Origin of the sequence: Psychrobacillus sp. AK 1817, assembly GCF_008807035.1 — a bacterium.
GTDB lineage: Bacteria > Bacillota > Bacilli > Bacillales_A > Planococcaceae > Psychrobacillus > Psychrobacillus faecigallinarum.
In genome coordinates, this window is the sequence record NZ_CP031739.1 from 214,283 (window position 1) to 238,754 (window position 24,472).

27 protein-coding genes are annotated in these 24,472 nt (G+C 36.4%); 24 read left to right on the forward strand and 3 right to left on the reverse strand.

Going from position 1 to position 24,472, the window contains the following annotated elements; translation table 11 throughout:
- Positions 1-420: 420 nt before the first annotated feature.
- From D0S48_RS01080 to D0S48_RS01090, 3 genes are all read left to right on the forward strand, one after another.
- Positions 421-1,080: a suppressor of fused domain protein gene (locus tag D0S48_RS01080; RefSeq protein ID WP_151109483.1), complete on the forward strand. Its 660-nt coding sequence runs from the start codon at positions 421-423 to the stop codon at positions 1,078-1,080.
- A 131-nt stretch (positions 1,081-1,211) separates the two neighbouring features.
- Positions 1,212-3,164, forward strand: a complete 1,953-nt coding sequence (locus D0S48_RS01085) for an ABC transporter permease subunit (protein ID WP_151109485.1) — start codon at positions 1,212-1,214, stop codon at positions 3,162-3,164.
- A complete protein-coding gene (locus D0S48_RS01090) occupies positions 3,119-3,928 on the forward strand; it encodes an alpha/beta fold hydrolase (RefSeq protein ID WP_151109487.1) in 810 nt (269 codons plus the stop codon). The genes D0S48_RS01085 and D0S48_RS01090 overlap by 46 nt, the downstream gene beginning before the upstream one ends.
- A 257-nt stretch (positions 3,929-4,185) precedes the next feature.
- Here D0S48_RS01090 and D0S48_RS21220 read toward each other — a convergent pair whose 3' ends face one another.
- From D0S48_RS21220 to D0S48_RS01100, 3 genes are all read right to left on the reverse strand, one after another.
- Positions 4,186-4,716 (reverse strand): ATP-binding protein, encoded by a 531-nt coding sequence (locus D0S48_RS21220; protein WP_370455713.1) that lies wholly within the window; start codon positions 4,714-4,716, stop codon positions 4,186-4,188.
- A gap of 32 nt (positions 4,717-4,748) precedes the next feature.
- Positions 4,749-5,447, reverse strand: coding sequence for a hypothetical protein (locus D0S48_RS21225; RefSeq protein ID WP_370455715.1), 699 nt, complete (start codon positions 5,445-5,447; stop codon positions 4,749-4,751).
- A 70-nt stretch (positions 5,448-5,517) separates the two neighbouring features.
- Positions 5,518-5,901, reverse strand: a complete 384-nt coding sequence (locus D0S48_RS01100; protein WP_144535993.1) for a rhodanese-like domain-containing protein — start codon at positions 5,899-5,901, stop codon at positions 5,518-5,520.
- 102 nt (positions 5,902-6,003) lie between these two features.
- Between D0S48_RS01100 and D0S48_RS01105 the strand changes: the two genes are divergently transcribed.
- From D0S48_RS01105 to D0S48_RS01200, 21 genes are all read left to right on the forward strand, one after another.
- Positions 6,004-6,840, forward strand: a complete 837-nt coding sequence (locus tag D0S48_RS01105; protein WP_151109489.1) for a lipoate--protein ligase family protein — start codon at positions 6,004-6,006, stop codon at positions 6,838-6,840.
- Between the two features lie 158 nt (positions 6,841-6,998).
- On the forward strand, positions 6,999-9,566 hold the full coding sequence (locus tag D0S48_RS01110; protein WP_225321661.1) for a vitamin B12-dependent ribonucleotide reductase: 2,568 nt from the start codon (positions 6,999-7,001) through the stop codon (positions 9,564-9,566).
- Positions 9,567-9,735: 169 nt separating this feature from the next.
- Entirely contained in the window at positions 9,736-10,155 is a 420-nt protein-coding gene (locus D0S48_RS01115) for a hypothetical protein (protein ID WP_144535998.1), read from the forward strand.
- Positions 10,156-10,225: 70 nt separating this feature from the next.
- Complete coding sequence (locus D0S48_RS01120; protein WP_191963848.1) at positions 10,226-11,290, forward strand: M24 family metallopeptidase; 1,065 nt, start codon at positions 10,226-10,228, stop codon at positions 11,288-11,290.
- Positions 11,291-11,305: 15 nt separating this feature from the next.
- Positions 11,306-11,863: an elongation factor P gene (gene efp, locus D0S48_RS01125; RefSeq protein WP_144536002.1), complete on the forward strand. Its 558-nt coding sequence runs from the start codon at positions 11,306-11,308 to the stop codon at positions 11,861-11,863.
- A gap of 684 nt (positions 11,864-12,547) precedes the next feature.
- The gene (locus tag D0S48_RS01130) at positions 12,548-12,757 is read left to right on the forward strand and encodes a SpoIIIAC/SpoIIIAD family protein (RefSeq protein ID WP_144536004.1); all 210 of its coding nucleotides are present in this window, start codon (positions 12,548-12,550) and stop codon (positions 12,755-12,757) included.
- Positions 12,758-12,760: 3 nt separating this feature from the next.
- Positions 12,761-13,144, forward strand: a complete 384-nt coding sequence (locus D0S48_RS01135) for a hypothetical protein (protein ID WP_151109493.1) — start codon at positions 12,761-12,763, stop codon at positions 13,142-13,144.
- 14 nt (positions 13,145-13,158) lie between these two features.
- Entirely contained in the window at positions 13,159-14,070 is a 912-nt protein-coding gene (locus tag D0S48_RS01140; protein WP_151109495.1) for a stage III sporulation protein AE, read from the forward strand.
- Entirely contained in the window at positions 14,070-14,225 is a 156-nt protein-coding gene (locus D0S48_RS20500; protein ID WP_191696878.1) for a hypothetical protein, read from the forward strand. The genes D0S48_RS01140 and D0S48_RS20500 overlap by 1 nt, the downstream gene beginning before the upstream one ends.
- A gap of 241 nt (positions 14,226-14,466) precedes the next feature.
- Entirely contained in the window at positions 14,467-14,706 is a 240-nt protein-coding gene (locus tag D0S48_RS01145; RefSeq protein ID WP_144536008.1) for a hypothetical protein, read from the forward strand.
- 1 nt (position 14,707) lies between these two features.
- Positions 14,708-15,241 (forward strand): SpoIIIAH-like family protein, encoded by a 534-nt coding sequence (locus tag D0S48_RS01150; RefSeq protein WP_144536010.1) that lies wholly within the window; start codon positions 14,708-14,710, stop codon positions 15,239-15,241.
- 247 nt (positions 15,242-15,488) lie between these two features.
- The gene (gene accB / locus D0S48_RS01155; RefSeq protein ID WP_144536012.1) at positions 15,489-15,998 is read left to right on the forward strand and encodes an acetyl-CoA carboxylase biotin carboxyl carrier protein; all 510 of its coding nucleotides are present in this window, start codon (positions 15,489-15,491) and stop codon (positions 15,996-15,998) included.
- A 33-nt stretch (positions 15,999-16,031) separates the two neighbouring features.
- Positions 16,032-17,381 carry an acetyl-CoA carboxylase biotin carboxylase subunit gene (accC, locus tag D0S48_RS01160; protein WP_191696879.1) on the forward strand — a complete coding sequence of 450 codons (1,350 nt, stop codon included), beginning with the start codon at positions 16,032-16,034 and terminating at the stop codon, positions 17,379-17,381.
- Positions 17,382-17,396: 15 nt separating this feature from the next.
- Positions 17,397-17,789 carry an Asp23/Gls24 family envelope stress response protein gene (locus tag D0S48_RS01165; RefSeq protein ID WP_144536016.1) on the forward strand — a complete coding sequence of 131 codons (393 nt, stop codon included), beginning with the start codon at positions 17,397-17,399 and terminating at the stop codon, positions 17,787-17,789.
- A gap of 112 nt (positions 17,790-17,901) precedes the next feature.
- A complete protein-coding gene (gene nusB, locus D0S48_RS01170; protein WP_144536018.1) occupies positions 17,902-18,279 on the forward strand; it encodes a transcription antitermination factor NusB in 378 nt (125 codons plus the stop codon).
- 25 nt (positions 18,280-18,304) lie between these two features.
- Positions 18,305-19,159, forward strand: a complete 855-nt coding sequence (gene folD / locus D0S48_RS01175) for a bifunctional methylenetetrahydrofolate dehydrogenase/methenyltetrahydrofolate cyclohydrolase FolD (protein ID WP_151109499.1) — start codon at positions 18,305-18,307, stop codon at positions 19,157-19,159.
- Between the two features lie 60 nt (positions 19,160-19,219).
- Positions 19,220-20,572 (forward strand): exodeoxyribonuclease VII large subunit, encoded by a 1,353-nt coding sequence (xseA, locus tag D0S48_RS01180; RefSeq protein WP_151109501.1) that lies wholly within the window; start codon positions 19,220-19,222, stop codon positions 20,570-20,572.
- A 1-nt stretch (position 20,573) separates the two neighbouring features.
- On the forward strand, positions 20,574-20,795 hold the full coding sequence (gene xseB / locus D0S48_RS01185) for an exodeoxyribonuclease VII small subunit (RefSeq protein WP_151109503.1): 222 nt from the start codon (positions 20,574-20,576) through the stop codon (positions 20,793-20,795).
- Positions 20,788-21,669, forward strand: a complete 882-nt coding sequence (locus D0S48_RS01190; protein ID WP_151109505.1) for a polyprenyl synthetase family protein — start codon at positions 20,788-20,790, stop codon at positions 21,667-21,669. The genes xseB and D0S48_RS01190 overlap by 8 nt, the downstream gene beginning before the upstream one ends.
- 89 nt (positions 21,670-21,758) lie before the next feature.
- Positions 21,759-23,654 (forward strand): 1-deoxy-D-xylulose-5-phosphate synthase, encoded by a 1,896-nt coding sequence (gene dxs, locus D0S48_RS01195; RefSeq protein ID WP_151109507.1) that lies wholly within the window; start codon positions 21,759-21,761, stop codon positions 23,652-23,654.
- Positions 23,651-24,469 (forward strand): TlyA family RNA methyltransferase, encoded by an 819-nt coding sequence (locus D0S48_RS01200; RefSeq protein ID WP_144536040.1) that lies wholly within the window; start codon positions 23,651-23,653, stop codon positions 24,467-24,469. Before dxs ends, D0S48_RS01200 begins: the two co-directional genes overlap by 4 nt.
- Positions 24,470-24,472: the final 3 nt, after the last annotated feature.

The following is a 24,472-nucleotide window of genomic DNA, read 5'->3' on the forward strand; positions in this document are numbered from 1 at the left end:
TCCAAAAAGACACCACCTATATCATTGATGATTACTATTAAAGTACAAAAAATCTATTGTAACAATTCTATCGTTGTTTTTTTTTTTTTGATGCTTTTTGTTTCATAATCGAGAAGAAGCAAGGTCACAACGTATTGGTCTTATTGATACGTTCTTTTTATTTCTCCAAGTGGTTTTAGTTTGTTGAACGGTCATAAATTTTTCTATCCGGTCATAAAACCTCTCTGAACGGTCATAAAAAAATCTATCCGGTCATAAATCACTTTTCCACGCAATTTCCATATTGAAATCTGCCAAATCTGAAACTTAATGGTCCCATTTCTCGTAGAATTAATAACTTATTCACCCATTTAGGGAGTGAAACATTTATTTTATACAGATAGCTTTTAATATAATTACAGATGAGAGGATGGATGTACTATGAATTTAGAAGAATATAAAAAGCGAGCAGCAAAACAAGAGGATTGGTCACCGGGTTGGGATGCAATAGATGTAGTCTTTGATCAGCTTTATCCAAATCAGGAGCCAGCTCATTTTGGAACTAATCTACATTCTAGGGTTATGTTTGGCGGAGATGAATATATTGACGGGTATAGTATTTATCAATCTCCTAATGGATATAAGCATATTGTGACTTATGGAATGACCGAGTTATACGTGGACGAACAAGCAGTTGGTGGTGAATGGAGTGGTTGGGGATATGAAATGACTATTAAGCTGTCGGAGGAAGAGACAGAAGACTGTTTATGGGCAATATCTATGCTTTCTAATCTCGCTAGGTATACCAATACACAGAAAAGACCGTTTGAACCTTTACAGTATGTAGCAGGTAATGGAGGTTCTCTGCATATTGGAGTAGAATCTGCAATTACAGCTCTGCTTATTGTGGAAGACACAGAGATTCTAGGTATAGATAGCATTCATGGAAGAGTAGATTTTATACAGTTGGTAGGAATCACGCAAAGAGAATTAGATATGTTAATAAAGGATCCAACAAATGCAGAAATTTTAGTCGAAAAAATGAAGAAAGAAAATCCTAATTTAGTTACAGATATGAATAGGAACAAGTCATATATATAATAGCTATGTATCTTACTAACAATGTAAAAAAATCCACATAAAATCTAAATTTTAACATTTTTGAAACTTTTAGCTAAAAATTACGTATAACCCTTTAGAACATTAAAAGAGACTTTTCTAGGGGGGAAAATATGCGTAAATGTTTCAATTTATTAGGAAAGTTTCTTTTAGGAGTTTTGGGCATTGTTTTAATTAGTAGTGTCCCTGTTGTTTTGTTTCAAATAGGTAGCATATTCGATTTTTCTTTATATTTTCATACAGTGCTAGAGGTGAGCAAAAGTTTAGTTTTACCATCTCAATGGTCTCTTAGTTATTTTGTTATTGAAACAGGTGAATCTATTCCTATAAGCTTAGGTAATTATTTTAAAGGGCCATATTTGTATTCTATGACTATTTTGATTGCCTCGTTGGTTTTTTCTATGTTTGTTTCCTTTATTTTGGCTATTCTCACAACTATTTCAAAAGGGCCAATTCAAAAAGTCTTATTAAAATTAGCAAACTTACTTACTGCTGTACCCGATTTCGCTTATATATTTCTTATCCAAATAGCAGTAGTCCAGATATATAAAATGTCTGGTTATCGCATTCTTTCCTTTTATAGCTTAGGAGGAGAAGTTATTTATGCTGCGCCAGTTATTTGTCTTTCAGTAATTCCGACCATTCTTTTTTATAAATTATTTGTCCTTTTATTTAATCAAGAGATGGGAGAGCCATATGTAGAGCTTGCTAGATCGAAGGGTCTATCCAAGCTAGAGGTTCTGCTTAGGCATTGTACCTCTAACGTCTTACAAAGTGTCTTTTTTCAATCAAAGTCAATTGTCTGGCTTACTCTGTCTTCCTTATTTATCATAGAGTATCTTTTTGGGATTCCGGGGATTCTGCATTATTTAAGAAATGATTTCACTCCAAAGGGCATTGCGTACATACTTCTATCTATATTTATACCATTTTTTCTTTTTTATTCGATTGGAGAAAATACGGTTAAGAAGGGTCAGCGAGAAAAAAGTGTTCTTTTCGAAGGGTTGCGAGTTTCATTCATGGATTCCCACCAGTGGAAGAATCTTTTTCGTTTTAAAACTAAAAAAAGGGTGAGTATATTCGCTCTCCTCACTCAGTATGTGAATATAACAATTCCATTAATGATTGTTTTTTGCCTGCTAAGTGTAAGTGTAGCATATTATTTTTTCTATGATGACCATGTGGAACAGATAAATTTTTTATATGACGAGAACGGATCTCTAATCGGGAGGTCGCCACTGCCTCCATCTAGTAGTGTTCTTTTAGGCACGGATCCACATGGATATTCCATTTTCCAACAACTACTTGTTGGAACAAAATATACTATTATGTTAACTCTTCTAGTCGCTACTGTTAGAGTGTTTGGAGGATATGTATTTGGTTTTGTTTATGCTTTCTATTTAAAAGCTAAATGGAGAAAAGTCATTAATAGTATAGCTGACGGGATGCACTTTTTACCTTTAACATTATTAATGTATATTTTGCTTCTACCGATTTTAATCGCCTATTCTGGTGAATGGCAAACAACACTGTGGGAAAGATTGTTTATCCAAGTTTTTATCATGTCTGTGCTAGTGCTTCCGATTACTACTAGTCTTATTGGCAACGAAATGAATGAGGCGATTAAAAAAGAATATGTACAAAACTCTGCTGTAATGGGAGGGTCTTTAATATGGATTGTACTAAAGCATATTAATCCACAAATAGGTAGGAAACTTTGGTTATATTGGGCCCAGCACATAGTGCAAGTACTTCAAACACTCGTACATTTAGGTGTTTTATCCATTTTTGTTGGTGGAGCAATTAACTTTCTTGATAGCCCTAGACTATCACGAGAAATTTACGAATTGTCAGGAATGATTTCCATATCGAAGGAAGTATTTCTAACAAAACAATTGTGGCTCATAATACCTCCGTTAGCTATATTTATGTTACTTATTTTTTGTTTTCAGAAGATAGCAGATGGCATCTCAGATAAACAATTACAGTCTGGAGGACAAAAGAAAAGGCGGGAAATAAAATGGTCCTATATTACAAGGAATTTGGCCAAGAAAACGACGAAATAATCCTATTTCTACATGGTGGAGGAGTAGCAGGGTGGATGTGGGATAAGCAGGTTCAGTACTTTAAAGAAAACTATCATTGTATTGTACCAGATCTTCCTGGTCATGGCCAAGATAATGAGAGCGAATTTGTCTCTATTGAGGATTGCGCTTTTCAACTCATACATTTACTTCAGGAACAGCATGAAGATAAGAAGAAAATTGTTGTTGGTTTTTCGTTAGGAGCACAAATAGCTATTCAAATGCTATGTATTAACAAAAATTTAATAAACTGTGCAATGATTAATAGTGCACTCGTAAGAAAGATACCGCTTGGAAAGCAAATGGTTAAACCTTCGTTAAAGTTAACTTATCCGTTCATAAAGAGTAGATCCTTTTCTAAGCTCCAAGCAAAGACATTGTATATAGGAGAAGATAGATTTGAACAATACTTCAAAGAGAGCAACCAAATGTCTTTAAACACCCTTACAAGAGTTCTTGAGGAGAATATGTCCTTTCATATTCCATTCGAATATTCTAATGTAAAAACTAGGCTATTTATAACTGTAGGAGATAAAGAAAAAAAAGTGATGAAAAATTCGGCGGGAGACCTATTGAACAAACATGATTGTGCAAATGCGATTACTATTAGTGGTATAGGCCATGGAATTCCATTAGCAGCTCCAGAATTTTTCAATGATATATTAGAAAATTGGTTGAAGGGAGGGAATGTACTTACAAACACGGAGGAAATAAAGAGAAGTGGGAGTACTCCAGAGATAAACTGAAGTAATATTCGTCTATCGATTAGATAGTCTCTCGTTTAATTACTAGAGATGGAGCGGGAGGTAATATCTCCATTCTGCGCATATAATAGGACGATTTTAACTATGATGTCTCTCTCATAAACTATATGTCCTTCTATATAGAAGAAACTCAATATTTTTTCAAGTTGAAATATAATATTCATACATTTATTATGTATAAAAAGTTATATAAATAAAGTAAACACTCCTACTAAAATCCAGGAGTGTTTATGCAGAAATTAGAAGCCAATAGAATGATCGTCCTCTTCCCAGTCATTTTTAAGAGTACGTTTGTTTTGTTGAATTAGTTCGTTAATACGTTTTTCGTATCCAAGCTCCCCATCGTAATGCCAATTCAATGCAATGGACATGTACAATTCGTTTAATTGGGAAACAGATAAGCCCTTTGAACGTTTAGCTATATCTGTCAATACTTCCTCAGTAAAAATCTTCTTTTTATCTACCTTTCGTAAGTAATTTTCTCTTACCTTTTGCGGGGGTGAAGGAATTTCATAGGCACGATCAAATCTTCCAGCTCGGTTAATAAGTGCAGGATCAATCTTTTGAGGGTAGTTAGTGGTTCCAATGATAAATAGCCCTTCGCGAGATTGTGTTCCGTCTAGCGTGTTTAAAAAGACGGAGCGTGTATACTCAGGCATCGAGTCAATATCCTCTATTACAAGAATAGCTGGTGCTAATCTTGTAACTATCCCAAAAACCTCTTGGATTGAATGGCTTCCTGTGAATTCAGTGATTTGCCAATACACCACCGGAGCCTTTGTAGATCCTGTTATAGATTTAACTAATGTTGTTTTTCCATTGCCGGGGGAACATAAAGTAAGATACCCCTTTTGTATGGAAGACCGTATTCCTTGAAAAAATGACCGTCCTCATTAAAAAATTCATCGATAGAACGAAAAATATCTTGTTTAATATGGTTCTCGAGTAAAACTTCCTCTCTTTGAACGGCAGCTTGCTCCCCATATTTTCTTCGTTGTACCCCGTGTTCCGTGTCTACCAAATAGGTGACAGATTGCATGAGAAGTTCACGTAGCTTTTCGTTTATTTCTTCTAAAAAGTAAAGGGCACCTTCAGGGGAAGTGGAAAAGAAAAAATATTCAGGCCAAGCATTCCCTCCCGAAAAATTAAAGGCCATCGTTACAGCCACTTGATATTCAGGAAATAAAATAACCGTATTTTCAAAGGTACTGACAATCTCTAGCTTGCTCTCCATCGAAAGTGAAGATTTATTGGCAATTTTACTTAATGGCTTTGCTTCATAAATATTTCCTAAAATTTTGTATTGAATCAGTTCATTTTCCATCATTTCGATTAGACTGTTATCTAATTGAATTATATGATCTCCTATATCCACTAATTGCCAATTGCCCTCATAATTTTCATTTAAGAGCTTAATGACTCTCCGTGTTAAAATAGCAAAATCCTCATAGTTTGGGTGTAACTCTCTAAATTGTTCTTCGTTAGAAAATAATACCTTCATTAGCCAATCCCCCTATGTAAAAGCTCTAAACAAAAAAGGTTCCTCTTGGTAAGAAGAACCTTATGTTATATTATTTGGATTTTATCTTTCCAGTCCAGCTTTTAAAACCACCTTGTAATTGGTTAAGCTGCGTGTAGCCTTTTTTCTTTAAGAACATGGCTGCGCGTCCACTTCTTGCGCCATTTCCGCAATAAAGATATACTGGCTTATCTGGTCGAATTTCTTTGTGACGTTGACGCAATTGAGATGATGGTATATTTCTTGCACCAAGAATATGACCTCCATCAAATTCCTTTGGTTCACGCACATCGATTAACTGAGCTTTTCGATAACCCTCGATGAATTGTTCCTGCGTAAGGTTTGTAACTGTTTTCTTTAGTCGGTATGCTGAAATTCCAGCATAAACTAATAATACGACCAATATTGCTATGATAATATAAAGAGTCTCTAACACGGTCTTTCCCCTTTCTATACTTCCAATATCTATTATAAAAGATTTGCTAGATACAATTCAATCATTTTGGTAAAATGAATAGCGTTGTTAGGGGGGAGAAGTTTGGAAAAAACAAAATGGTACTTTATTGATTCAGGTCCGTGCGCCCCATCTTATAATATGGCGCTTGACGAAGCACTTCTAGACTGGCATAGTGAAGGTTTGATTCCACCTGTGATTCGATTTTACGAATGGAATCCTGCAACTCTATCAATTGGTTATTTTCAATCGGTAGAAAAAGAGATAGATATGGAAGCAGTTCGCAGGCTTGGTTTAGGATTTGTTCGAAGACCAACAGGTGGGCGAGGAGTTCTTCATGAGCATGAACTTACATATAGCGTCATTGTTTCGGAAGACTATCCAGATATGCCAGCAACAGTCACGGAGGCATATCGAGTAATCAGTGAGGGACTGTTGAAAGGATTTCAGAGTCTTGGATTAGAAGCTTACTTTTCTATTCCTAACACTCCTGATAAGCTACAAGCTCTAAAGAATCCTAAAACTGCCGTTTGCTTTGACACACCTAGTTGGTATGAGCTAGTGGTGGAAGGTAAAAAGGTTGCAGGTAGTGCTCAAACTAGACAAAAAGGTGTTATATTACAGCATGGAGCGATACTTTTAGATTTAGACGATGAGAAACTAGTTCAAACTTTTAAATTTTCTACGGATGAAGCACGTGAAAAGGTGAAAAAAAGTATAAATCAAAAAGCTGTCGCTATAAACAAATTATTACAAAAACCGATACCTATAGACATATGCAAGGTTGCTTTTAGGGATGGATTTTCAGAAGCTTTAAATGTTGAATTGGTGCCATTTAGCTTAAATGATAAACAAATTGAATATGTGAAAACGTTGGAAAAACGGCGTTATGCAAATGACGAATGGAATTTAAAAAAATAAAAGTCTTAAAGGCATATGGTCAAAATGAGGAATAGGAATTAATACTTAAAAATTAATTTGCCAGATTAAATCACTTTACACCTCTATATGTAGTACCGTATGATATATAAATCTACTACATCTTGTGTCAATACGAGTTGTAGAAAGGAGGAAAACAATTGGTAACTACTACTAATGAAACTAATATGAAATTAAATGTAAAAGAATTAAATCGAGATATCGCATTATTTCCTCAAGTCCATCCAATAACAGAAGATATGAATCTAACACACAAAGGTGTATCTCGATTGGTAATGATTGACAGATATTCATTCAAGGATACTGAAAAGAAAACGCTAAAAGTAGGAGATTTTGTCGTTTTAACAGTAAAGGAAGACCCTAAGTTTCCTGCTAGAGGTCTCGGTTATATTGTATCTATTAACGAGGAAGATAAAACGGCGGAAGTATTAATCGAAGAAGACTATCGCAGTGCAATAGATGATAGCTCTAAGATAAAATCAGGCATCGTTCGCCGTCCTTTGAGTGTAATTGAAAAACCGTTAGAGGTTTATTATGAACAAATTGCTAAGCGTAATGCAACTGGACTTGCTTCTGTAGAAGAAACGGAAGAAAAGAGAGTTGAATGGTTTGAAAAGTTCTATCAACAATTAGTTTCCCTTAAATTTATACCTGCTGGACGAGTATTATATGGAGCGGGTACAGGAACAGATGTAACTTACTTCAATTGCTATGTTATGCCTTTTGTTGCTGACTCACGTGAAGGAATCAGTGATCACCGTAAACAAGTAATGGAAATCATGAGTCGCGGTGGAGGAGTAGGTACAAATGGTTCTACTCTTCGTCCACGTAATACATTGGCTCGTGGTGTAAACGGTAAATCATCAGGGTCTGTATCTTGGTTAGATGATATTGCTAAACTTACTCACCTAGTAGAACAAGGTGGTTCAAGACGCGGAGCACAAATGATTATGCTTGCGGATTGGCATCCAGATATTGCGGAATTTATCATTTCTAAAATGCAAAATCCACGTATTCTTCGCTTTTTGATCGAGAACACTAAGGATGAAACCATTAAACAACTTGCAAAGGACAAGCTTAAATTTAAGCCTCTTACTGCACAAGAAGAAAATATGTACCAGGGAATTGTTAACTATAAAAACATTCCAGGCTTAGGAGGCTTCAGCGATGAGATTATCCGCGATGCAGAAACAAAACTGCGTGACGGAGGTACTTTCTCAGTTCATAACCCTGAGTTTTTAACTGGAGCAAACATTTCTGTAACTCTTACAGACGATTTCATGAAGGCTGTGGAAGAGGACGGGAACTTCGACCTTCGATTCCCAGCAACAGAATCCTATACAGAAGAAGAAATGACCTTCTATAATGAAAACTGGCACAAAATTGGTGACGTTCGCGAGTGGGAGCGTATGGGCTACAAGGTTCGTACATACCGTACAGTGAAAGCAAAAGAATTATGGAACCTGATCAATATCTGTGCAACTTATTCTGCAGAGCCAGGTGTGTTCTTTATCGATAATGCTAACGAAAAAACGAATGCAACTGCATATGGACAAAAAGTTGTCGCTACAAACCCATGTGGAGAGCAACCACTTGCACCATACTCAGTTTGTAACCTAGCTGCAGTAAACCTAGCGCAATTTGCTAACAAAGATACTAAAACAGTAAATTTTGAAGCATTAAAAGAAACTGTTCGTGTTGGTGTTCGTATGCAAGATAACGTCATCGATGCAACTCCATATTTCTTAGAAGAGAACAAAATTCAAGCTCTAGGAGAAAGACGTGTGGGTCTTGGAGTTATGGGATTAGCAGACCTTTTAATCTATTGCCAAAAAGAGTATGGTTCGGAGGAAGGTAATCTCCTTGTGGACGAAATCTTTAAGACAATTGCTGTAGCTGCTTATGAAACATCTGCGGAACTTGCAAGCGAAAGAGGAAGCTTCCCATTCTTGACTGGAGAGACGGAAGAAGAGACGAACAGACTTCGTAAGGCATTTACGGAAACTGGATTTATGCAAACTATGCCCCAAGAGATTCGTCAAGCAGTGCTTGAAAAAGGAATTCGTAATTCTCATTTATTAACGGTTGCTCCTACTGGCTCTACTGGAACAATGGTTGGAGTATCTACAGGATTAGAGCCTTATTATTCATTCACGTATTACAGAAGTGGCCGTTTAGGTAAGTTTATCGAAGTAAAAGCGGATATCGTACAGGAATATTTGGATGCAAATCCAACTGTAAAAGAAGATGAATTGCCAAACTGGTTTGTTACTGCCATGGAATTACCACCAGAAGCACATGCAGATGTTCAATGTATCATCCAACGTTGGATTGATAGCTCTATATCGAAAACAGTAAATGCACCTCGGGGCTATACTGTAGAACAAGTAGAGGCAGTTTATGAGCGATTGTATAGCGGTGGAGCAAAAGGTGGAACAGTTTACGTAGATGGAAGTCGTGATTCACAGGTATTAACGCTAAAAGCAGAAGAAAACACAGTAGATGATGATGCAGTAAAAGAAGAAAAAGTAATGGAAAAACGTCCGATTGTCTTGATCGATACGATTCAGGATTTACGTTCTACAAACGTAACAATAGGATCTGAAGTTGGAAACACTTGTCCAGTCTGTCGTAAAGGTACGGTAGAGGAAATGGGTGGATGTAACACTTGTACAAATTGCAATGCACAGCTAAAATGTGGACTGTAAATATTATAGAAGAGAGCATATGCAGATTCTGCATATGCTCTTTTTTTACATGTAAAACTACTGCTTTAAAGACTTATTTTTTTATGAATCTTCTATAGGAAATGTTTTTCTTATTTTGTTTAGTAAAACTAGGAAAGGCACAAACTGATTAAAAAGGAGGATGTTGTGCATGAAAAGTTTATCTTTTTTTACGAGCTTAGCAGCTGCTGTTGTAGTTACTGCATTGCTTAAATTTTTACATTTATTTCACTTTGTTAAATGGAATCCAGTAGGTTATTCAAAATCCTTCGAAATGTTCGATGATACAAATGTTTATCTTCGCTGGTTAGTTTTATTTCTAGTTATTTGGGCAATAAGTTTAGTGATTTATTATATAAGTATTTTGACGGCGAAAGTTCCAGTTGCTATTTCCAGTATCATTTTTGGGATTATTCTAGCATTTATCGTAGAGTGGCTGATTAGTGATGCTACAATGATTAAAACGATAAAAAAAACATCCATTCCCTTTATTTGCATCGTCGTTATAGGTGTGCGATTTCTCATGGAGTCAGCCATATTTCATTCCAAGGATCAGCCGATTGGAAAATGAAAATTTACCCACTCCCTTTCCTATGATAAAATAGACAATAGAGTTTATTTTGATAATGAGAAGAGGGCTAATGATGAAATTAGAAAAGCTGCGTTTAGCATTAGAAGAAAGAGGCGTGGATGCATTATTAATCACAAACGGGTACAATCTACGATATCTTACCGACTTTACTGGTACAGCAGGTGTCGCAATTGTATCTAAAAATGATGCAGTGTTTATCACAGATTTCCGTTATACCGAACAGGCTGCTAGTCAAGTGAAGGATTTTCGTATTGTTCAGCATACTAAAACTCTATTAGAGGAAGTCTCTAACCAAGTAACAGAAATGGGTATTAAATCACTAGGCTTTGAAAAAGATGATGTGACATACAGCGTTTATGAATTATATAAGCAAGCTGTTTCATCAGATCTTGTACCTTTGTCGGGAGTGGTTGAAAAAATTCGCTTGATAAAGACGGACGAAGAGATTAGTATAATAAAGGCAGCTTGTCGTATAGCTGATGAGGCATATGAGCATATTGTGACTTACATAAAACCTGGCATGACGGAACTTGAAGTCTCGAATGAACTGGAATTCTTTATGCGTAAACGTGGCGCTACTTCCTCTTCTTTTGATACAATTGTAGCTTCAGGGACACGTTCTGCATTGCCACATGGAGTAGCAACAGACAAAGTAATCGAAGTTGGAGATTTTGTTACATTAGATTTCGGAGCTCTTTATAATGGTTATATCTCTGATACAACCCGTACTCTTGCAGTAGGAGAGCCGAGTGAAAAACTAAAAGAAATTTATCAAGTAGTTTTAGATGCTCAATTATTAGCTCTTGAAAAGGTTAAACCAGGAATGACTGGAAAAGAAGCAGATGCGATCGCACGAGACTATATCGCTTCAAAAGGATACGGGGAAGCATTTGGCCATTCACTTGGTCATGGTATCGGACTAGAAGTTCATGAAGGACCTGGATTATCATTCAGATCGGACATTGTTTTAGAACCAGGCATGGTTATTACAATAGAACCTGGGATTTATCTACCGAACATAGGTGGAGTTCGTATAGAAGACGATGCACTCGTGACTGAGAATGGCCTAGAAAAGCTAACACACTCTACAAAAGAATTATTAATATTATCGTAATTTGGAGGAAATTAAATGATTTCAGTAAATGATTTTAAAACAGGTTTAACAATCGTAGTAGACGGCGTTCTTTACCGTGTTCTAGACTTTCAACACGTAAAGCCGGGAAAAGGTGCTGCATTTGTTCGTTCAAAACTGAGAAACTTACGTAACGGCTCTGTGAATGAAAAAACTTTCCGTGCTGGAGAAAAAGTGGAGAAAGCTCAAATCGATAACAAAAAAATGCAATACCTTTATGCAAGCGGAGATCAACATATCTTCATGGACACGGATTCATACGAGCAATTAGAGCTTAATGAAAACCAAATCGAATATGAATTAAAATTCCTTCGTGAAAACATGGAATTACAAGTAATACAATACCAAGGAGAAACACTTGGTGTAGAATTACCAAAATCAGTGGAACTAGAAGTTATAGAAACTGAGCCAGGAATCAAAGGAGATACTTCTGGTGGTGGTTCAAAAACTGCTAAATTAGAAACAGGTTTAGTTGTTACAGTGCCACTATTTATTAATGTGGGTGATAAACTTATCATTAATACTGATGAAGGCTCATACGTTTCAAGAGCATAATATAATCAAAAAAGGTATCAAGAGGGAAACCTCCTGGTACCTTTTTATATTGAACTAGAAACATACTCTATTTTCAAACGCAATGCCTCTTGAAGTTAATTGGAAAGTTTAGAGCGTTTGCTGGATTAGCTTAATATATTATTCCCTTTACCGGATGCAAGTATTCTTTACGGTAAGCGAACTGGTTGGATTATACAGCTAGCTAAAAACTTCCGAGTAGAGCACTTTTGTTTCCTTTTATACTAGTTTACAATCTATAGTTGCCTATTCCTACAATGACATTGGCTCGCTTTTTAATTCATAGTTTTATCCATAATCATTATAAAATAATCGCTAATTTTTTTGAATTTAATTAATTCCAAAATAGCATTTTTCTATAAAACGACCATTTGTCAGTCTGTTTATTGGAACGACAGGCGGCGAATCTGTGGTAAGCCACGATGATGGCTTATCGTTCATGCTGCGGAACACATACTCTTAAAGTGAAAAATCAATTATACTTTATTCATCGCAAAGTATATGTATATAATTGTGTACTTTTTTATTGTTCGTATTTTTATACATAAATAGAAACTATGAATTTATTCAATTTGTTACATATAGCGGACTAGGTATTTCCTTACTATTCGTTCATATTCTCCACCTGTCCCACATATAGTACGTAATAGGGAAGGGGGAGGCATTGTGGAACTTCACGATGTACTTCGAGTTGCGGGTATAGGCTTATTGATAGCAATTCTTCACTTGTTTTTTGAATCGACAGGGAAAAAAGAGTTTGCATTTTTTTTGTTTTTTGTAGGATACATTTACATGACAATAGAATTGCTTCGTTTACTAAGGCTGTTCTTTTATGAAATCTCCTCATTTTTAGAATGGCTTGTTATGACGAGTTAGCAAATGATTGTCTATATTACTATTATAATAGCATTTTGCTTGTTGCAGTTAGTTAAAGAAATCTACCCCAAACTTCACTCCCTTATTTATACCATTTATATTTTTCTCTTTTTAACGTATTTAACTACTTCAATCATTATTCCTTTTATTAATCAGTATATCTCCAGTGTTCCAGAAGCGATTCTACCAATCGTAAAACTATTATTGTTCTCAGTTATCCTCCTATTTATTTCGCAAATTGTTGAAGAACTCTTAGAGGACTATGAGTACACTAGTTTGGCGTCACTGATTACATTCACGACTAAGGCAATCTTACTTATCGTATGGCTCCAACATATGAAACAATTTTATGAAAAGTTTTTTTCAGTTATGGGACTACTCTCTTGAAGGAATGAGCAGTAATGGATGAAATTATTGCAACAATTTTGCAACCAGCAAAAGAAGTAATACAAACGTTCGTTTATATTCTCCTGTTCGGTTTTGCGTTTATGTGTTTGGAATGGCTTATTCCCAGCAGTAAAAGGTTATTTAAATTATTGTTTATTTTTATTATTTGTTTTTACTGTTTGGAGCCTGCCTTTCGAACAGTAAAAATGGTTCAAGTAGTAACAGGTGAGCTGGTACACGTGTTTTTGGGAGTCTATCCAGTATTAACGGCAGGGATAGCTTTATCTGGAGGGGCATTTCTAGTCACTCTATGGAACCCGGTCGTTTTGCTGTTCTCAACCTTTACATCTATTATGGTAGATAAAATTATGATTCCTGCATTATTAGCAGCCTTTCTCTTTGATTTAATCACTAGGATTCAACCTGCCATTTCTTTTTCTAAAATGTCAGATTTAATCCGTATGACTTTGGTGGGAGCCACCTCCATCATGCTTCTGTTATACAGTCTATTTATAACGGTCAATGGTGTGATTACTTGGTCAGTGAGCGGGGCTGTAAATGAAACAGTAAAAAGATTGATCTCTAACAATATACCTTTTGTTGGTTCTTTGCTTACCGAAAGTATCAGTACAATGAAAAGCTACTCATCTACAGCTTCTGCTATCACAGGAAATTCTATTTTGGTATCTATATTAGTTTTAATATCTATTCCAACGATACAAACAATTCTAATTGCGTTTCTATATCGCTTTCTCAGTGCAATTCTTGAACCTTTTGTTGATGGGCAGATTAGCGGTCTATTAGATGATATTGGAAAAACATTATTTGTACTTTCGATTATCTCCGTATTAATAGCCTTTGCGTTTTTCTTTACAATAATTTTAATCATGCTTTTTGCCAAACTATTGATAGGTGTGAAGGGTTAATGGTAGATTTCTCAGCATTACTATATGGAATTCTCCTGATTGTCATAATTGGAGAAATTCTATCTATCTTAATCGAGCAATTGGACAAGGAGAGAACAGGCTTTTTCATAAAACTTTCCATAATCGTATGGATTATCTCCTTTTTCTTCATATAAATAGATTGTGTTGCATAAAGTATGTTATCCAATATGAAAAGAAGGGTGAACTACTATCTCATTAAAACAAAAACCCACTTTTCGTTTTGTAGTTATAAGTTTAGCAGTATTAGTCATTAGTCTCTTATTTTCAGAGATTTTTGGGCTGACGGATGACGTAAAAAACAATTCCACCCCTCCAGAAGCTCAAACGAAGGATGAGCTCTCAGAAATACTTGAAAAAATTCATGGGGTTGGCAAGGTGTCTATTTACTTTCATTACGCAGAACGATCTGAAAATAAAAAGGAAAGTGATTCATCATTTTTCCAATGGACAAGTGAGAGCAAGATGGAAAAAGAAGAACTGATTGGAATACTGGTAGTTGCGGAAGGAGCGAGCGATAATCGTATAAAAAACAATCTTATAAAAACCCTTTCATCTGTTTTGCAAATATCTCCACATCGAATAGTGATAGAAGAAATGGAATTGGAGGATAAATAATATGAATATTAAAAAGAGATCCGTTTGGTTTTTAACTTTATTAAGCTTAGTTGCAGTGGTAACCGTGTATTACGCAACAGAAAAACCATCCCCTTTTGATGGAATTGCTTTATTTTCAAATGACTCGGTAGAGGATGTTAAGTTAGTAGAAACAGCTTCCACAAATGAAGAATCATTTGTTTCTCACAGTAATGCTTATGAAGAGTTACGTATGGAAGTTCAAGAAAAACGTAGTCAACTCCATGAGCAACTTGAATCTAAGGTTGCTTCAACTGAATTTACAGCTGAGCAAAAAAATGAGGCATATTCTCAAATTGAGCAGTTAGTGAAAATAGATTCAACAGAAGCGATGTTGGAGCTTATCATAAAGTCCCTAGGCTATGATGATGCCTTAGTTCGTATAGAGGACAACAAAGTGTTGATTGATGTAGTTTCAAATGAGCAATCCTCAAAAAAGGCTTCTGATATTGTTTATGCAGTGAAGAGAGAATATCCTCAAGCTTATCAAGTAGAAGTAAAATTTGATGGTCTGTAAGAGAGGTGCCTATAACGGGCACTTTTTTTCTGTTTATACTATATATAACAATTTATGGTTTAATTTTTTTTGAAAAATTCACTAATATAGCGTATTAAAGTTACTGTATAAAAGGTAGTTTTTGGTTTGTTTAAGTCTGTTATTCCCTAAAAGTAATGAACATTTAAACGTTTCTATTCCCAATTAAACTAAAAACGACTAAAATGAAAAGGGAAGTATTAAATAGTAATTAAGGGAGATGGGCTAAATGAAGATCCAAGAAATCAGAGAAATTATTAAGCTAATTGATCAGTCTACACTAGATGAGTTTTCATATGAATCAGAAGGAACTAAAATTAAGATTAAAAGAGGGGATAAAAACTCTCACAAATCGACTATTCAATCATTAGAAAGCTCATCAGTTGGAGAGGCTTCGAAAGTAGAAACAATACAGGCTCCGGTTGTTAACGAGGCTCCAAAAGTAGTAGAAACAGAAAATCAAGTAGCAAAACTAGCTCCAGTTGAAGAAGATAATAGTTCTTTACATAAAATTACTTCTCCAATGGTCGGCACATTTTATCAATCTTCTTCTCCAGATACGCCTGCATATGTACAAGTTGGTAGTAAAGTGACTGCTGACTCAATCGTATGTATCGTAGAAGCGATGAAACTATTCAATGAAATTGAAGCAGAAGTAGACGGAGAAATTGTGGAAATCCTAGTTAAAGACGGACAATTGGTAGAATATGGCCAACCTCTGTTCCTAGTAAAAGCATAAATAGGAAAACAAAAGAGGAAAGGGGTAAGCATCATGAAAAAAGTGTTGATTGCCAATCGTGGCGAAATAGCTGTTCGTATAATTAGAGCATGTAAAGAACTTGATATTGAAACTGTTGCTGTATATTCTGAAGCGGATCGAGAGGCTTTACATGTACAACTAGCAGATGAGGCTTATTGTATAGGGCCTAGATTATCGAAAGACTCCTATTTGAACTTTTCAAATATTATCAGTGTGGCCAAGTTAACTGGCTGCGAAGGCATACATCCGGGTTATGGATTCTTAGCCGAAAATGCTGAATTTGCAGAGCTTTGTGAGGAGTGCGACATTAAGTTTATTGGTCCTACATCACAAGCGATTAAAAGCATGGGTATAAAGGATGTTGCTAAGGAAACTATGCAAAAAGCAGGAGTACCGACTGTTCCTGGATCTAAGGGAATCGTTGAAACCGAAGAGGACGCACTAAAAGTAGCAAATGAAATAGGTTTTCCAGTCATCATCAAAGCGACCGCTGGTGGTGGTGGTAAAGGAATACGAGTAGCAAAAGATGAAGCAGACTTGATCAAAGGGATTAAAATAACACAAAAAGAAGCGGCAGCAGCATTCGGTAACCCTGGCGTTTACTTAGAAAAATATATAGAGGTATTTCGTCATGTAGAGATTCAAGTGCTAGCAGATTCTTATGGAAATGCAGTGCATTTAGGAGAGAGAGATTGCTCCGTGCAAAGACGTATGCAAAAGCTTGTAGAGGAAGCTCCATCCCCAGCACTATCTGAGGAACTGCGCGCTGAAATGGGTAATGCAGCAGTTAAAGCTGCCCTAGCTGTTGGTTATGAAAGCGCTGGGACGGTTGAGTTTATCTTTGACCATATCAACCAAAAGTTTTACTTTATGGAGATGAATACCCGAATTCAAGTGGAGCATCCTGTTACGGAAATGATAACTGGCATAGATCTAATAAAACAAATGTTAAAAGTTGCAGCAGGAGAAAAATTGCCTTTCGCACAAAAAGATATTAAACTTAATGGATGGGCTATAGAATGTCGTATCAATGCAGAAAACCCAGATAAAAACTTCATGCCATCTCCAGGACTTGTTGAATTTTATTTACCGCCAGGTGGACTGGGGGTAAGAGTGGATTCAGCAGTATACCCAGGCTATACGATTCCACCGTTTTATGATTCTATGGTGGCTAAACTTATCACGTATGGTGAAACGAGAGAAGAGGCAATTGCTAAGATGAAGCGCGCACTTGGAGAATTTGCAATCGAAGGTGTGGAAACAACAATTGCCTTTCATGAAAAGCTCATGAATCACGAGGTATTTGTATCTGGAGATTTTGATACAAAGTTTTTAGAGAAATACGATGTGATGAATTCATAAAAAGGAGTGAGCCATATGACAGAAACAACCGAACAAAAATTTGTTCAAATGACTCCTGAAGGCAAAGAGTACTTAGGAACAATTGAAATTGCTCCTGAAGTAATCACAGTAATTGCTGGAATTGCTACAAATGAAGTAGAGGGTATCGCGGGAACGCGAGGAAACTTTGCTGCAGGAGTAGTAGAAAGATTAGGAAAAAAGGTGCATGGTAAAGGCATTAAAACAGAAATAACAAATGATGGTTTGTATATTGACGTATATTGTCTAGTAAAATACGGTGCTTCCGTACCAACTGTTGCAAGAGAAGTCCAATCCCAAATACGCCAAGCAATTGAGAATATGACTAGTTTAGTTCCAAAAGAAGTAAATGTTCATATTACTGGTGTGCAATTTGAAGCTACAGAATAATAGAAAAGGGCTCCCTAGGGGCTCTTTTTCTTATTTTCTTCTTTCTAATAAGCACTTTCTAAAAAAATATGCTATTATGGGTTAGATAGCTACATTTAAAGGAGAACAAATAATGAAACGTAGAAAAGCAAGGGAGCTAGCACTGCAGGCAATATTCCAGCTAGACAATCATGAAATTACAATAGAAGAAGCTATAGGGCATGTTACTGAAGAAAATGACCCTTTTTTAACAGATTTAGTAAAGGGTACAATTGAACATAAAGAAGAAATCGATGCCTCTTTATCAGACAAGCTAGAAAACTGGTCTTTATCCAGATTGCCAAAAATCGAAAGAACAGTTCTTCGTATAGCTGTTTATGAATTATTATATGCAAACGAAGCTCCAGCAAAAGTAGTTATAAATGAGGCATTAGAAATATGCAAAGTTTATGGAGACGAAAAATCAAGTAGATTTGTTAATGGAGTATTATCCAAATATACAGAGCAATAATCTTCAACATTAAGGAGCGTTTATAGTGGCAGATAATCTAATTAATGGAAAAGAAATAGCTGGAAAAGTTACAGAAAAAGTAAAAGAACGTGTAGATAATCTAAAAGCAAAAGGTATTACACCAGGATTAGCTGTTGTATTAGTTGGTAGTGATCCAGCTTCTCAAACCTATGTGAACAGTAAAACTAGAACATGTGAAAGACTTGGTATGTACTCGGTTATGATTGAGCTGGAAGAAACTATATCTGAAGAAGAACTTTTAAATAGTGTTGAAAAGCTAAATCAGGACGAAAAGATACATGGCATTCTAGTTCAGTTGCCCCTCCCTAAACAAATCAATGAGGATCGTGTAATTGCAGCTATATCTCCATTGAAAGATGTAGATGGATTTCATCCAGTAAGCGTAGGAAAGATGATGATTGGTCAGCCGACCTTCCTATCTTGTACACCTTTTGGGGTGATGAAGCTATTAGAATATAGCGACATTGAAATAGAAGGAAAACACGCTGTGGTTATTGGGCGAAGTAATATCGTTGGAAAACCAATGGGTCAGCTCCTTTTACAAAAGAATGCTACGGTAACTTACTGCCACTCAAAAACGAAGAACTTACATAATATTACAAAGCAAGCTGATATTTTAATAGTGGCTACAGGTCAGCCGAAAATGATTGACTCTAGCTACTTAAAAGAAGGCGTAGTTGTAATTGATGTTGGAATACATCGAAATGAAGACAACAAGTTATGCGGTGACGTAGATTTTGCTTCTGCAAAAGAAGTAGCATCTAAAATTACTCCAGTTCCTGGAGGAGTAGGACCAATGACTATTGCTATGTTAATGGAAAATACATGCTTGGCTGCTGAGAATACACTAGATAAATAAGCTAAAAGCTGTTCTACAGTAGAACAGCTTTTAGCTTGTCATCAAGTAGTAGGAGTTGATATTATGTCTCATACATATTTAACTGTAAAAGCTTTAACTAAATACATAAAAAGAAAATTTGATGCAGATACCCATTTGCGTGATGTGTACGTTAAAGGAGAACTTTCCAATGTGAAGGTACATTCTAGTGGTCACATCTATTTCACTCTAAAAGATGAGTCAGCTCGTTTAACATCTGTCATGTTTGCTATGAATGCTCGAGGTCTTAAATTTGTACCTGAGAGTGGCATGAATGTGTTGGTGCGTGGGGATATAAATGTATTTGAGGCAGCAGGTCAATATCAGCTATATGCATCTTCTATACAGCCGGACGGAATAGGTGAACTTTTTCTTGCTTTTGAGCAGTTAAAGAAAAAGCTTGAACAAGAAGGTCTTTTCCATCCTAGCAGAAAAAAACAGCTGCCAGCTTTCCCTAAAAAGATTGGTGTTGTTACTTCAAAGACAGGAGCAGCGATACGAGATATTTTGACTACTTTGGAAAGACGTTATCCAATTAGTGAGGTCCTCGTGTTCCCAAGTATCGTTCAAGGTCCACAGGCAGCGCCTTCAATAGTGGAGTCTATTAGGGAGGCAAACGCCTTAGGTGATATTGATGTGATGATAGTGGGAAGAGGAGGAGGCTCCATTGAGGATCTTTGGGCATTTAATGAGGAAATAGTTGCTCGTGCTATTGCAGAGAGCAAAATTCCCATTATTAGTGCTGTTGGCCATGAAACAGATACGACTATCGCTGACTTTGTATCTGATTTGAGGGCACCTACTCCTACGGCAGCAGCAGAAATGGCAGTACCTAGTAAAGAGAACTTAATGAAGAATATTTTGTCTTACCAATCGGCTAGTCTTCATTTTGTTACGAAAAGACTTGCCGATGAAAAAAATAGATACCGTAGGGCTATTACTTCGCCTGTAATGGCAACTCCAGAAAAACTGTATCGTCCTTTTATAGAAAGGTATATTCGGGCAGAACAACAACTTCATAAAGAAGTTAAACGGATATCACAAGAAAAAAACAGGGACTTTTTTCAGTTAGAAAATAGATTTAAACAACTTTCCCCACAAAAGCTTATAACGATACAGTCAAAAACATTACAAACAAGTACCAATCAACTCACACAAGCAATGATTGCATCTTTTGAAAAAAATCGACAACAGTTTACTGGGTCGTTAAGAACTCTGCAGGCGTTAAATCCTTTGAAAATTATGGATCGGGGATATAGTATTACTTACAAAGAAGGCATATTAGTTAAGTCTGTAGAGGATGTCCAACAGGGCGATTCTATTTTTGTAACATTATCAGATGGTCAAATAGAGGCTACAGTTCAACAAGCAGTTAGTAAAGAGGGGGTAAAATAGCATGGCAAAAAAAGAAATTCCATTCGATGAGGCAATGCTACAATTAGAACAAATTGTACGACAGCTAGAACAAGGGGATGTTCCTCTTGAAAATGCGATTGAACTTTATCAAAAAGGAATGGAACTATCTAAATTGTGCAGTGACAAATTACAAAGCGCTGAGAAACAATTAGTATCTTTCATGGGCGAAAATAAAGAAGAAGCAGGGAAAACTGATGAGTAACTTAAATGCATTTATCCAAGCCAACCAACCGCTTATTGAACAACAGCTGGAATCGATGATTAATGAAATTCAAGCACCTTCTCAACTAAAAGAAGCAATGCTATATTCCCTTAAAGCTGGTGGAAAGAGAATACGTCCCTTATATACGCTAGCGGTTTTACAGGAACTAAACGTGAAAAACGAAGATGCCATAAAAGTTGCTAGCACAATAGAGATGATTCATACTTATTCTTTAATACATGATGATTTACCTAGCATGGATAATGACGATCTTCGTAGAGGAAAGCCAACTAACCATAAAGTTTTTGGAGAGGCTTTGGCGATTCTTGCTGGAGATGCTTTAGTAACATTGGCTTTTGGAATTATTGCGAGACTAAAAAATCTGGATGCTGAACAAAAAGTCTTCTTAATCGACCGTCTTAGTTTTGCTTCAGGAGCTGAAGGGATGGTTGGTGGCCAAGTATTAGACATTCTTGGTGAGGGCAAAACTTTATCCTTAGAGGAATTAGAAGAGGTCCATATTAACAAAACCGGTGCACTCTTGTTATTCAGTATTATAGCAGGAGGAATTATTGCAAAAGCTAACGAGGAAGTCATGGATGCCTTGCGTCAATATGCTTTCCACATTGGTCTGGCATTTCAAATTCAAGATGATATTCTTGATATTGAGGGTACCTCCGAGCAATTAGGAAAAACTGCAGGAAAAGATATATTAAGTGAAAAGAATACGTATCCTTCTATACTTACAATGGCTGGTGCCAAAGAACAACTAAAAAGACAGTATGATTTAGCAACTGAGGCACTTAACCAAGTAAATCTTAACGATGGACTTTTAATAGAACTTGCTAATTACATAACAAAAAGGTCAAAATAAATAGCGTATAATTTTGTTTTATGAGTAAATATTGATATGATTATACCTAGCTGTATTTAAGGAAATCTAAAAGAAGGTGTGTGATGGCAATGGATTTAACTTCAATTTCTGGTCCATCCTTTTTAAAAAGTTTAGACAATGAACAATTAAAGGACTTAAGTGAAGATATTCGTTCGTTTTTAATAGAAAAATTATCAGTAACAGGTGGACATATTGGACCGAATCTAGGTGTAGTAGAGCTAACGGTTGCACTGCACAAGGCGTTTAATAGTCCAGATGACAAATTTCTTTGGGATGTTGGACACCAAGCTTATGTTCACAAGATTCTCACGGGTCGTGCAGATCAATTCGATACTCTTCGCCAATTCAAGGGTCTTTGTGGATTTCCAAAAATGATTGAAAGTGAGCACGATGTTTGGGAGGCAGGGCATAGTTCAACCTCGCTATCTGCAGCAATGGGAATGGCTAAGGCTAGGGATATACAGAAAAAGAAAAACTATGTTATTCCTATTATTGGAGATGGTGCTCTTACTGGTGGTATGGCATTAGAGGCATTGAACCATATTGGACACGAAAAAACCGATATGATTGTCATTTTGAATGACAACGAAATGTCTATTGCACCTAATGTGGGAGCTTTGCATAATGTCCTTGGAAAATTACGTACTCATGGCACATATAACAAAGCTAAGGATGAAATTGAGTCACTTCTGAAAAAAATTCCAGCAGTTGGCGGCAAATTAGCTGGCACAGCTGAACGTCTTAAAGACACTATGAAATACCTACTTGTATCAGGCGCATTTTTTGAAGAATTAGGTTTTACTTATCTAGGACCAATTGATGGCCACAGCTTTGAAGACTTAGAAGAAAACCTGAAGAATGCCAAAAAGATGAAAGGTCCTGTTCTTATCCATGTTATCACTAAAAAGGGTAAAGGTTTTAAACCTGCTGAACAAGACAAAATTGGAACATGGCATGGTACAGGTCCCTATAAAATGGAGACTGGAGATTTCGTTAAGTCTTCTTCAAAAGCACCTTCCTGGAGTGCGCTAGTAGCTGAGACAGCAAGGAAACTAGCTCGTGATGATCGCCGTATTGTTGCTATCACACCTGCAATGCCAGTAGGTTCGAAATTGGAAGGGTTTGCATCAGAGTTTCCAGATAGAATGTTCGATGTAGGTATTGCAGAACAACATGCCACTACAATGGCAGCAGGAATGGCAGCGGAAGGTATGAAACCTTTATTAGTTATTTATTCAACATTCCTTCAACGTGCATATGATCAGGTGCTTCATGATATTTGTCGTCAAAACTTAAATGTGGTAATCGGAATAGATCGTGCTGGATTAGTTGGGGCAGATGGAGAAACACATCAAGGAGTATTTGATATTTCCTTCCTTAGACATATGCCTAATATGGTTATCATGATGCCAAAAGATGAAAATGAAGGACAACATATGGTCAAAACAGCATTTGACTACTCTGATGGCCCAATTGCTCTTCGTTATCCGCGTGGTAATGGTCTTGGTGTTATGATGGACGAAGAATTACATCCAATTCCAATCGGCACTTGGGAAGTCTTAAAAGAAGGCAGTCAAGCAGTGATTCTTACTTTTGGTACAACTATTTCAATGGCACTACAAGCAGCGGACGAATTAAGTAAACTAAATATCTCTGTAGAAGTTGTAAATGCTCGATTTATTAAACCTTTAGACGAAGAAATGCTTAAAGATATTCAAAAACGCAACATCCCTATTATTACTGTGGAAGAAAGTGCATTACAAGGTGGATTTGGCAGTGCTGTCCTAGAGTTTTATAATGAACAAAACCTACAAGCAAATGTTAAGCGTATCGGTATTCCGGATATCTTCATTGAACATGGTGAAGTAAATCAGTTGCTGCAAGAGATTAATATTACAACTGAAAGCATTGTGGAACTTGTAAAAACTTCCGTAAATGAAAGCCCAAGGTATATCTCCTTATGAGCAAGATTCCAAAGGAGAGAGTAGACATACTCTTAGTAGAACAAGGTTTGTTTGAAACAAGAGAAAAAGCTAAACGTGCTATTATGGCAGGTCTCATCTACAAGAACGAAGAGAGAATAGACAAACCGGGAGAGAAGATTGAAACCACTTCTATTTTAACTGTTAAGGGTCAGGTGCTGAAATATGTCAGCCGTGGCGGTTTGAAACTCGAAAAAGCAATAGAGCAGTTTGACATAGAGATTGAGAATAAGATCATGCTCGATATTGGCTCTTCAACTGGGGGATTTACAGATTGTGGACTCCAAAATGGCGTTTCACATGCGTATGCACTGGATGTCGGTAGTAATCAATTGGCATGGAAAATAAGGCAGGATTCACGTGTAACTGTAATGGAAAAGACAAACTTCCGTTACTCCACACCTGCTGATTTTCAAGAAGGATTACCATCCTTTGCCTCTATAGATGTTTCTTTTATCTCGCTTAAGCTTATCTTTCCAACATTAAAAACGATCTTGCTTCCTGGTGGAGACGTTATTGCATTAGTTAAGCCGCAGTTTGAGGCTGGAAAAGATCGAGTAGGCAAAAAAGGTGTAGTTAGAGAAAAAGTTGTTCATATAGAAGTCTTGAAGGAGATAGCAGATTTTGCTGAAAGCCAAAACTTCCAATTAAAAAATGCTTCCTTTTCGCCTATAACCGGGGGAGAGGGAAATATAGAATTTCTATTTCATCTGGTTAGTGTAAACGAGGGAGAAGTTACCTCACATGACATAGACTTTGAAAAACTAGTTAATGAGGCACATAATTCGTTAAAATAACCC

Coding starts and splice junctions, on each gene's coding strand:
- D0S48_RS01080 (WP_151109483.1), top strand. CDS start 421: ATGAATTTAGAAGAATATAAAAAGCGAGCAGCAAAACAAGAGGATTGG.
- D0S48_RS01085 (WP_151109485.1), top strand. CDS start 1,212: ATGCGTAAATGTTTCAATTTATTAGGAAAGTTTCTTTTAGGAGTTTTG.
- D0S48_RS01090 (WP_151109487.1), top strand. CDS start 3,119: ATGGTCCTATATTACAAGGAATTTGGCCAAGAAAACGACGAAATAATC.
- D0S48_RS21225 (WP_370455715.1), bottom strand. CDS start 5,447: ATGAAGGTATTATTTTCTAACGAAGAACAATTTAGAGAGTTACACCCA.
- D0S48_RS01115 (WP_144535998.1), top strand. CDS start 9,736: ATGAAAAGTTTATCTTTTTTTACGAGCTTAGCAGCTGCTGTTGTAGTT.
- D0S48_RS01120 (WP_191963848.1), top strand. CDS start 10,226: ATGATGAAATTAGAAAAGCTGCGTTTAGCATTAGAAGAAAGAGGCGTG.
- efp (WP_144536002.1), top strand. CDS start 11,306: ATGATTTCAGTAAATGATTTTAAAACAGGTTTAACAATCGTAGTAGAC.
- D0S48_RS01135 (WP_151109493.1), top strand. CDS start 12,761: ATGATTGTCTATATTACTATTATAATAGCATTTTGCTTGTTGCAGTTA.
- D0S48_RS01140 (WP_151109495.1), top strand. CDS start 13,159: ATGGATGAAATTATTGCAACAATTTTGCAACCAGCAAAAGAAGTAATA.
- D0S48_RS20500 (WP_191696878.1), top strand. CDS start 14,070: ATGGTAGATTTCTCAGCATTACTATATGGAATTCTCCTGATTGTCATA.
- D0S48_RS01150 (WP_144536010.1), top strand. CDS start 14,708: ATGAATATTAAAAAGAGATCCGTTTGGTTTTTAACTTTATTAAGCTTA.
- accB (WP_144536012.1), top strand. CDS start 15,489: ATGAAGATCCAAGAAATCAGAGAAATTATTAAGCTAATTGATCAGTCT.
- accC (WP_191696879.1), top strand. CDS start 16,032: ATGAAAAAAGTGTTGATTGCCAATCGTGGCGAAATAGCTGTTCGTATA.
- D0S48_RS01165 (WP_144536016.1), top strand. CDS start 17,397: ATGACAGAAACAACCGAACAAAAATTTGTTCAAATGACTCCTGAAGGC.
- nusB (WP_144536018.1), top strand. CDS start 17,902: ATGAAACGTAGAAAAGCAAGGGAGCTAGCACTGCAGGCAATATTCCAG.
- xseB (WP_151109503.1), top strand. CDS start 20,574: ATGGCAAAAAAAGAAATTCCATTCGATGAGGCAATGCTACAATTAGAA.
- D0S48_RS01190 (WP_151109505.1), top strand. CDS start 20,788: ATGAGTAACTTAAATGCATTTATCCAAGCCAACCAACCGCTTATTGAA.
- dxs (WP_151109507.1), top strand. CDS start 21,759: ATGGATTTAACTTCAATTTCTGGTCCATCCTTTTTAAAAAGTTTAGAC.
- D0S48_RS01200 (WP_144536040.1), top strand. CDS start 23,651: ATGAGCAAGATTCCAAAGGAGAGAGTAGACATACTCTTAGTAGAACAA.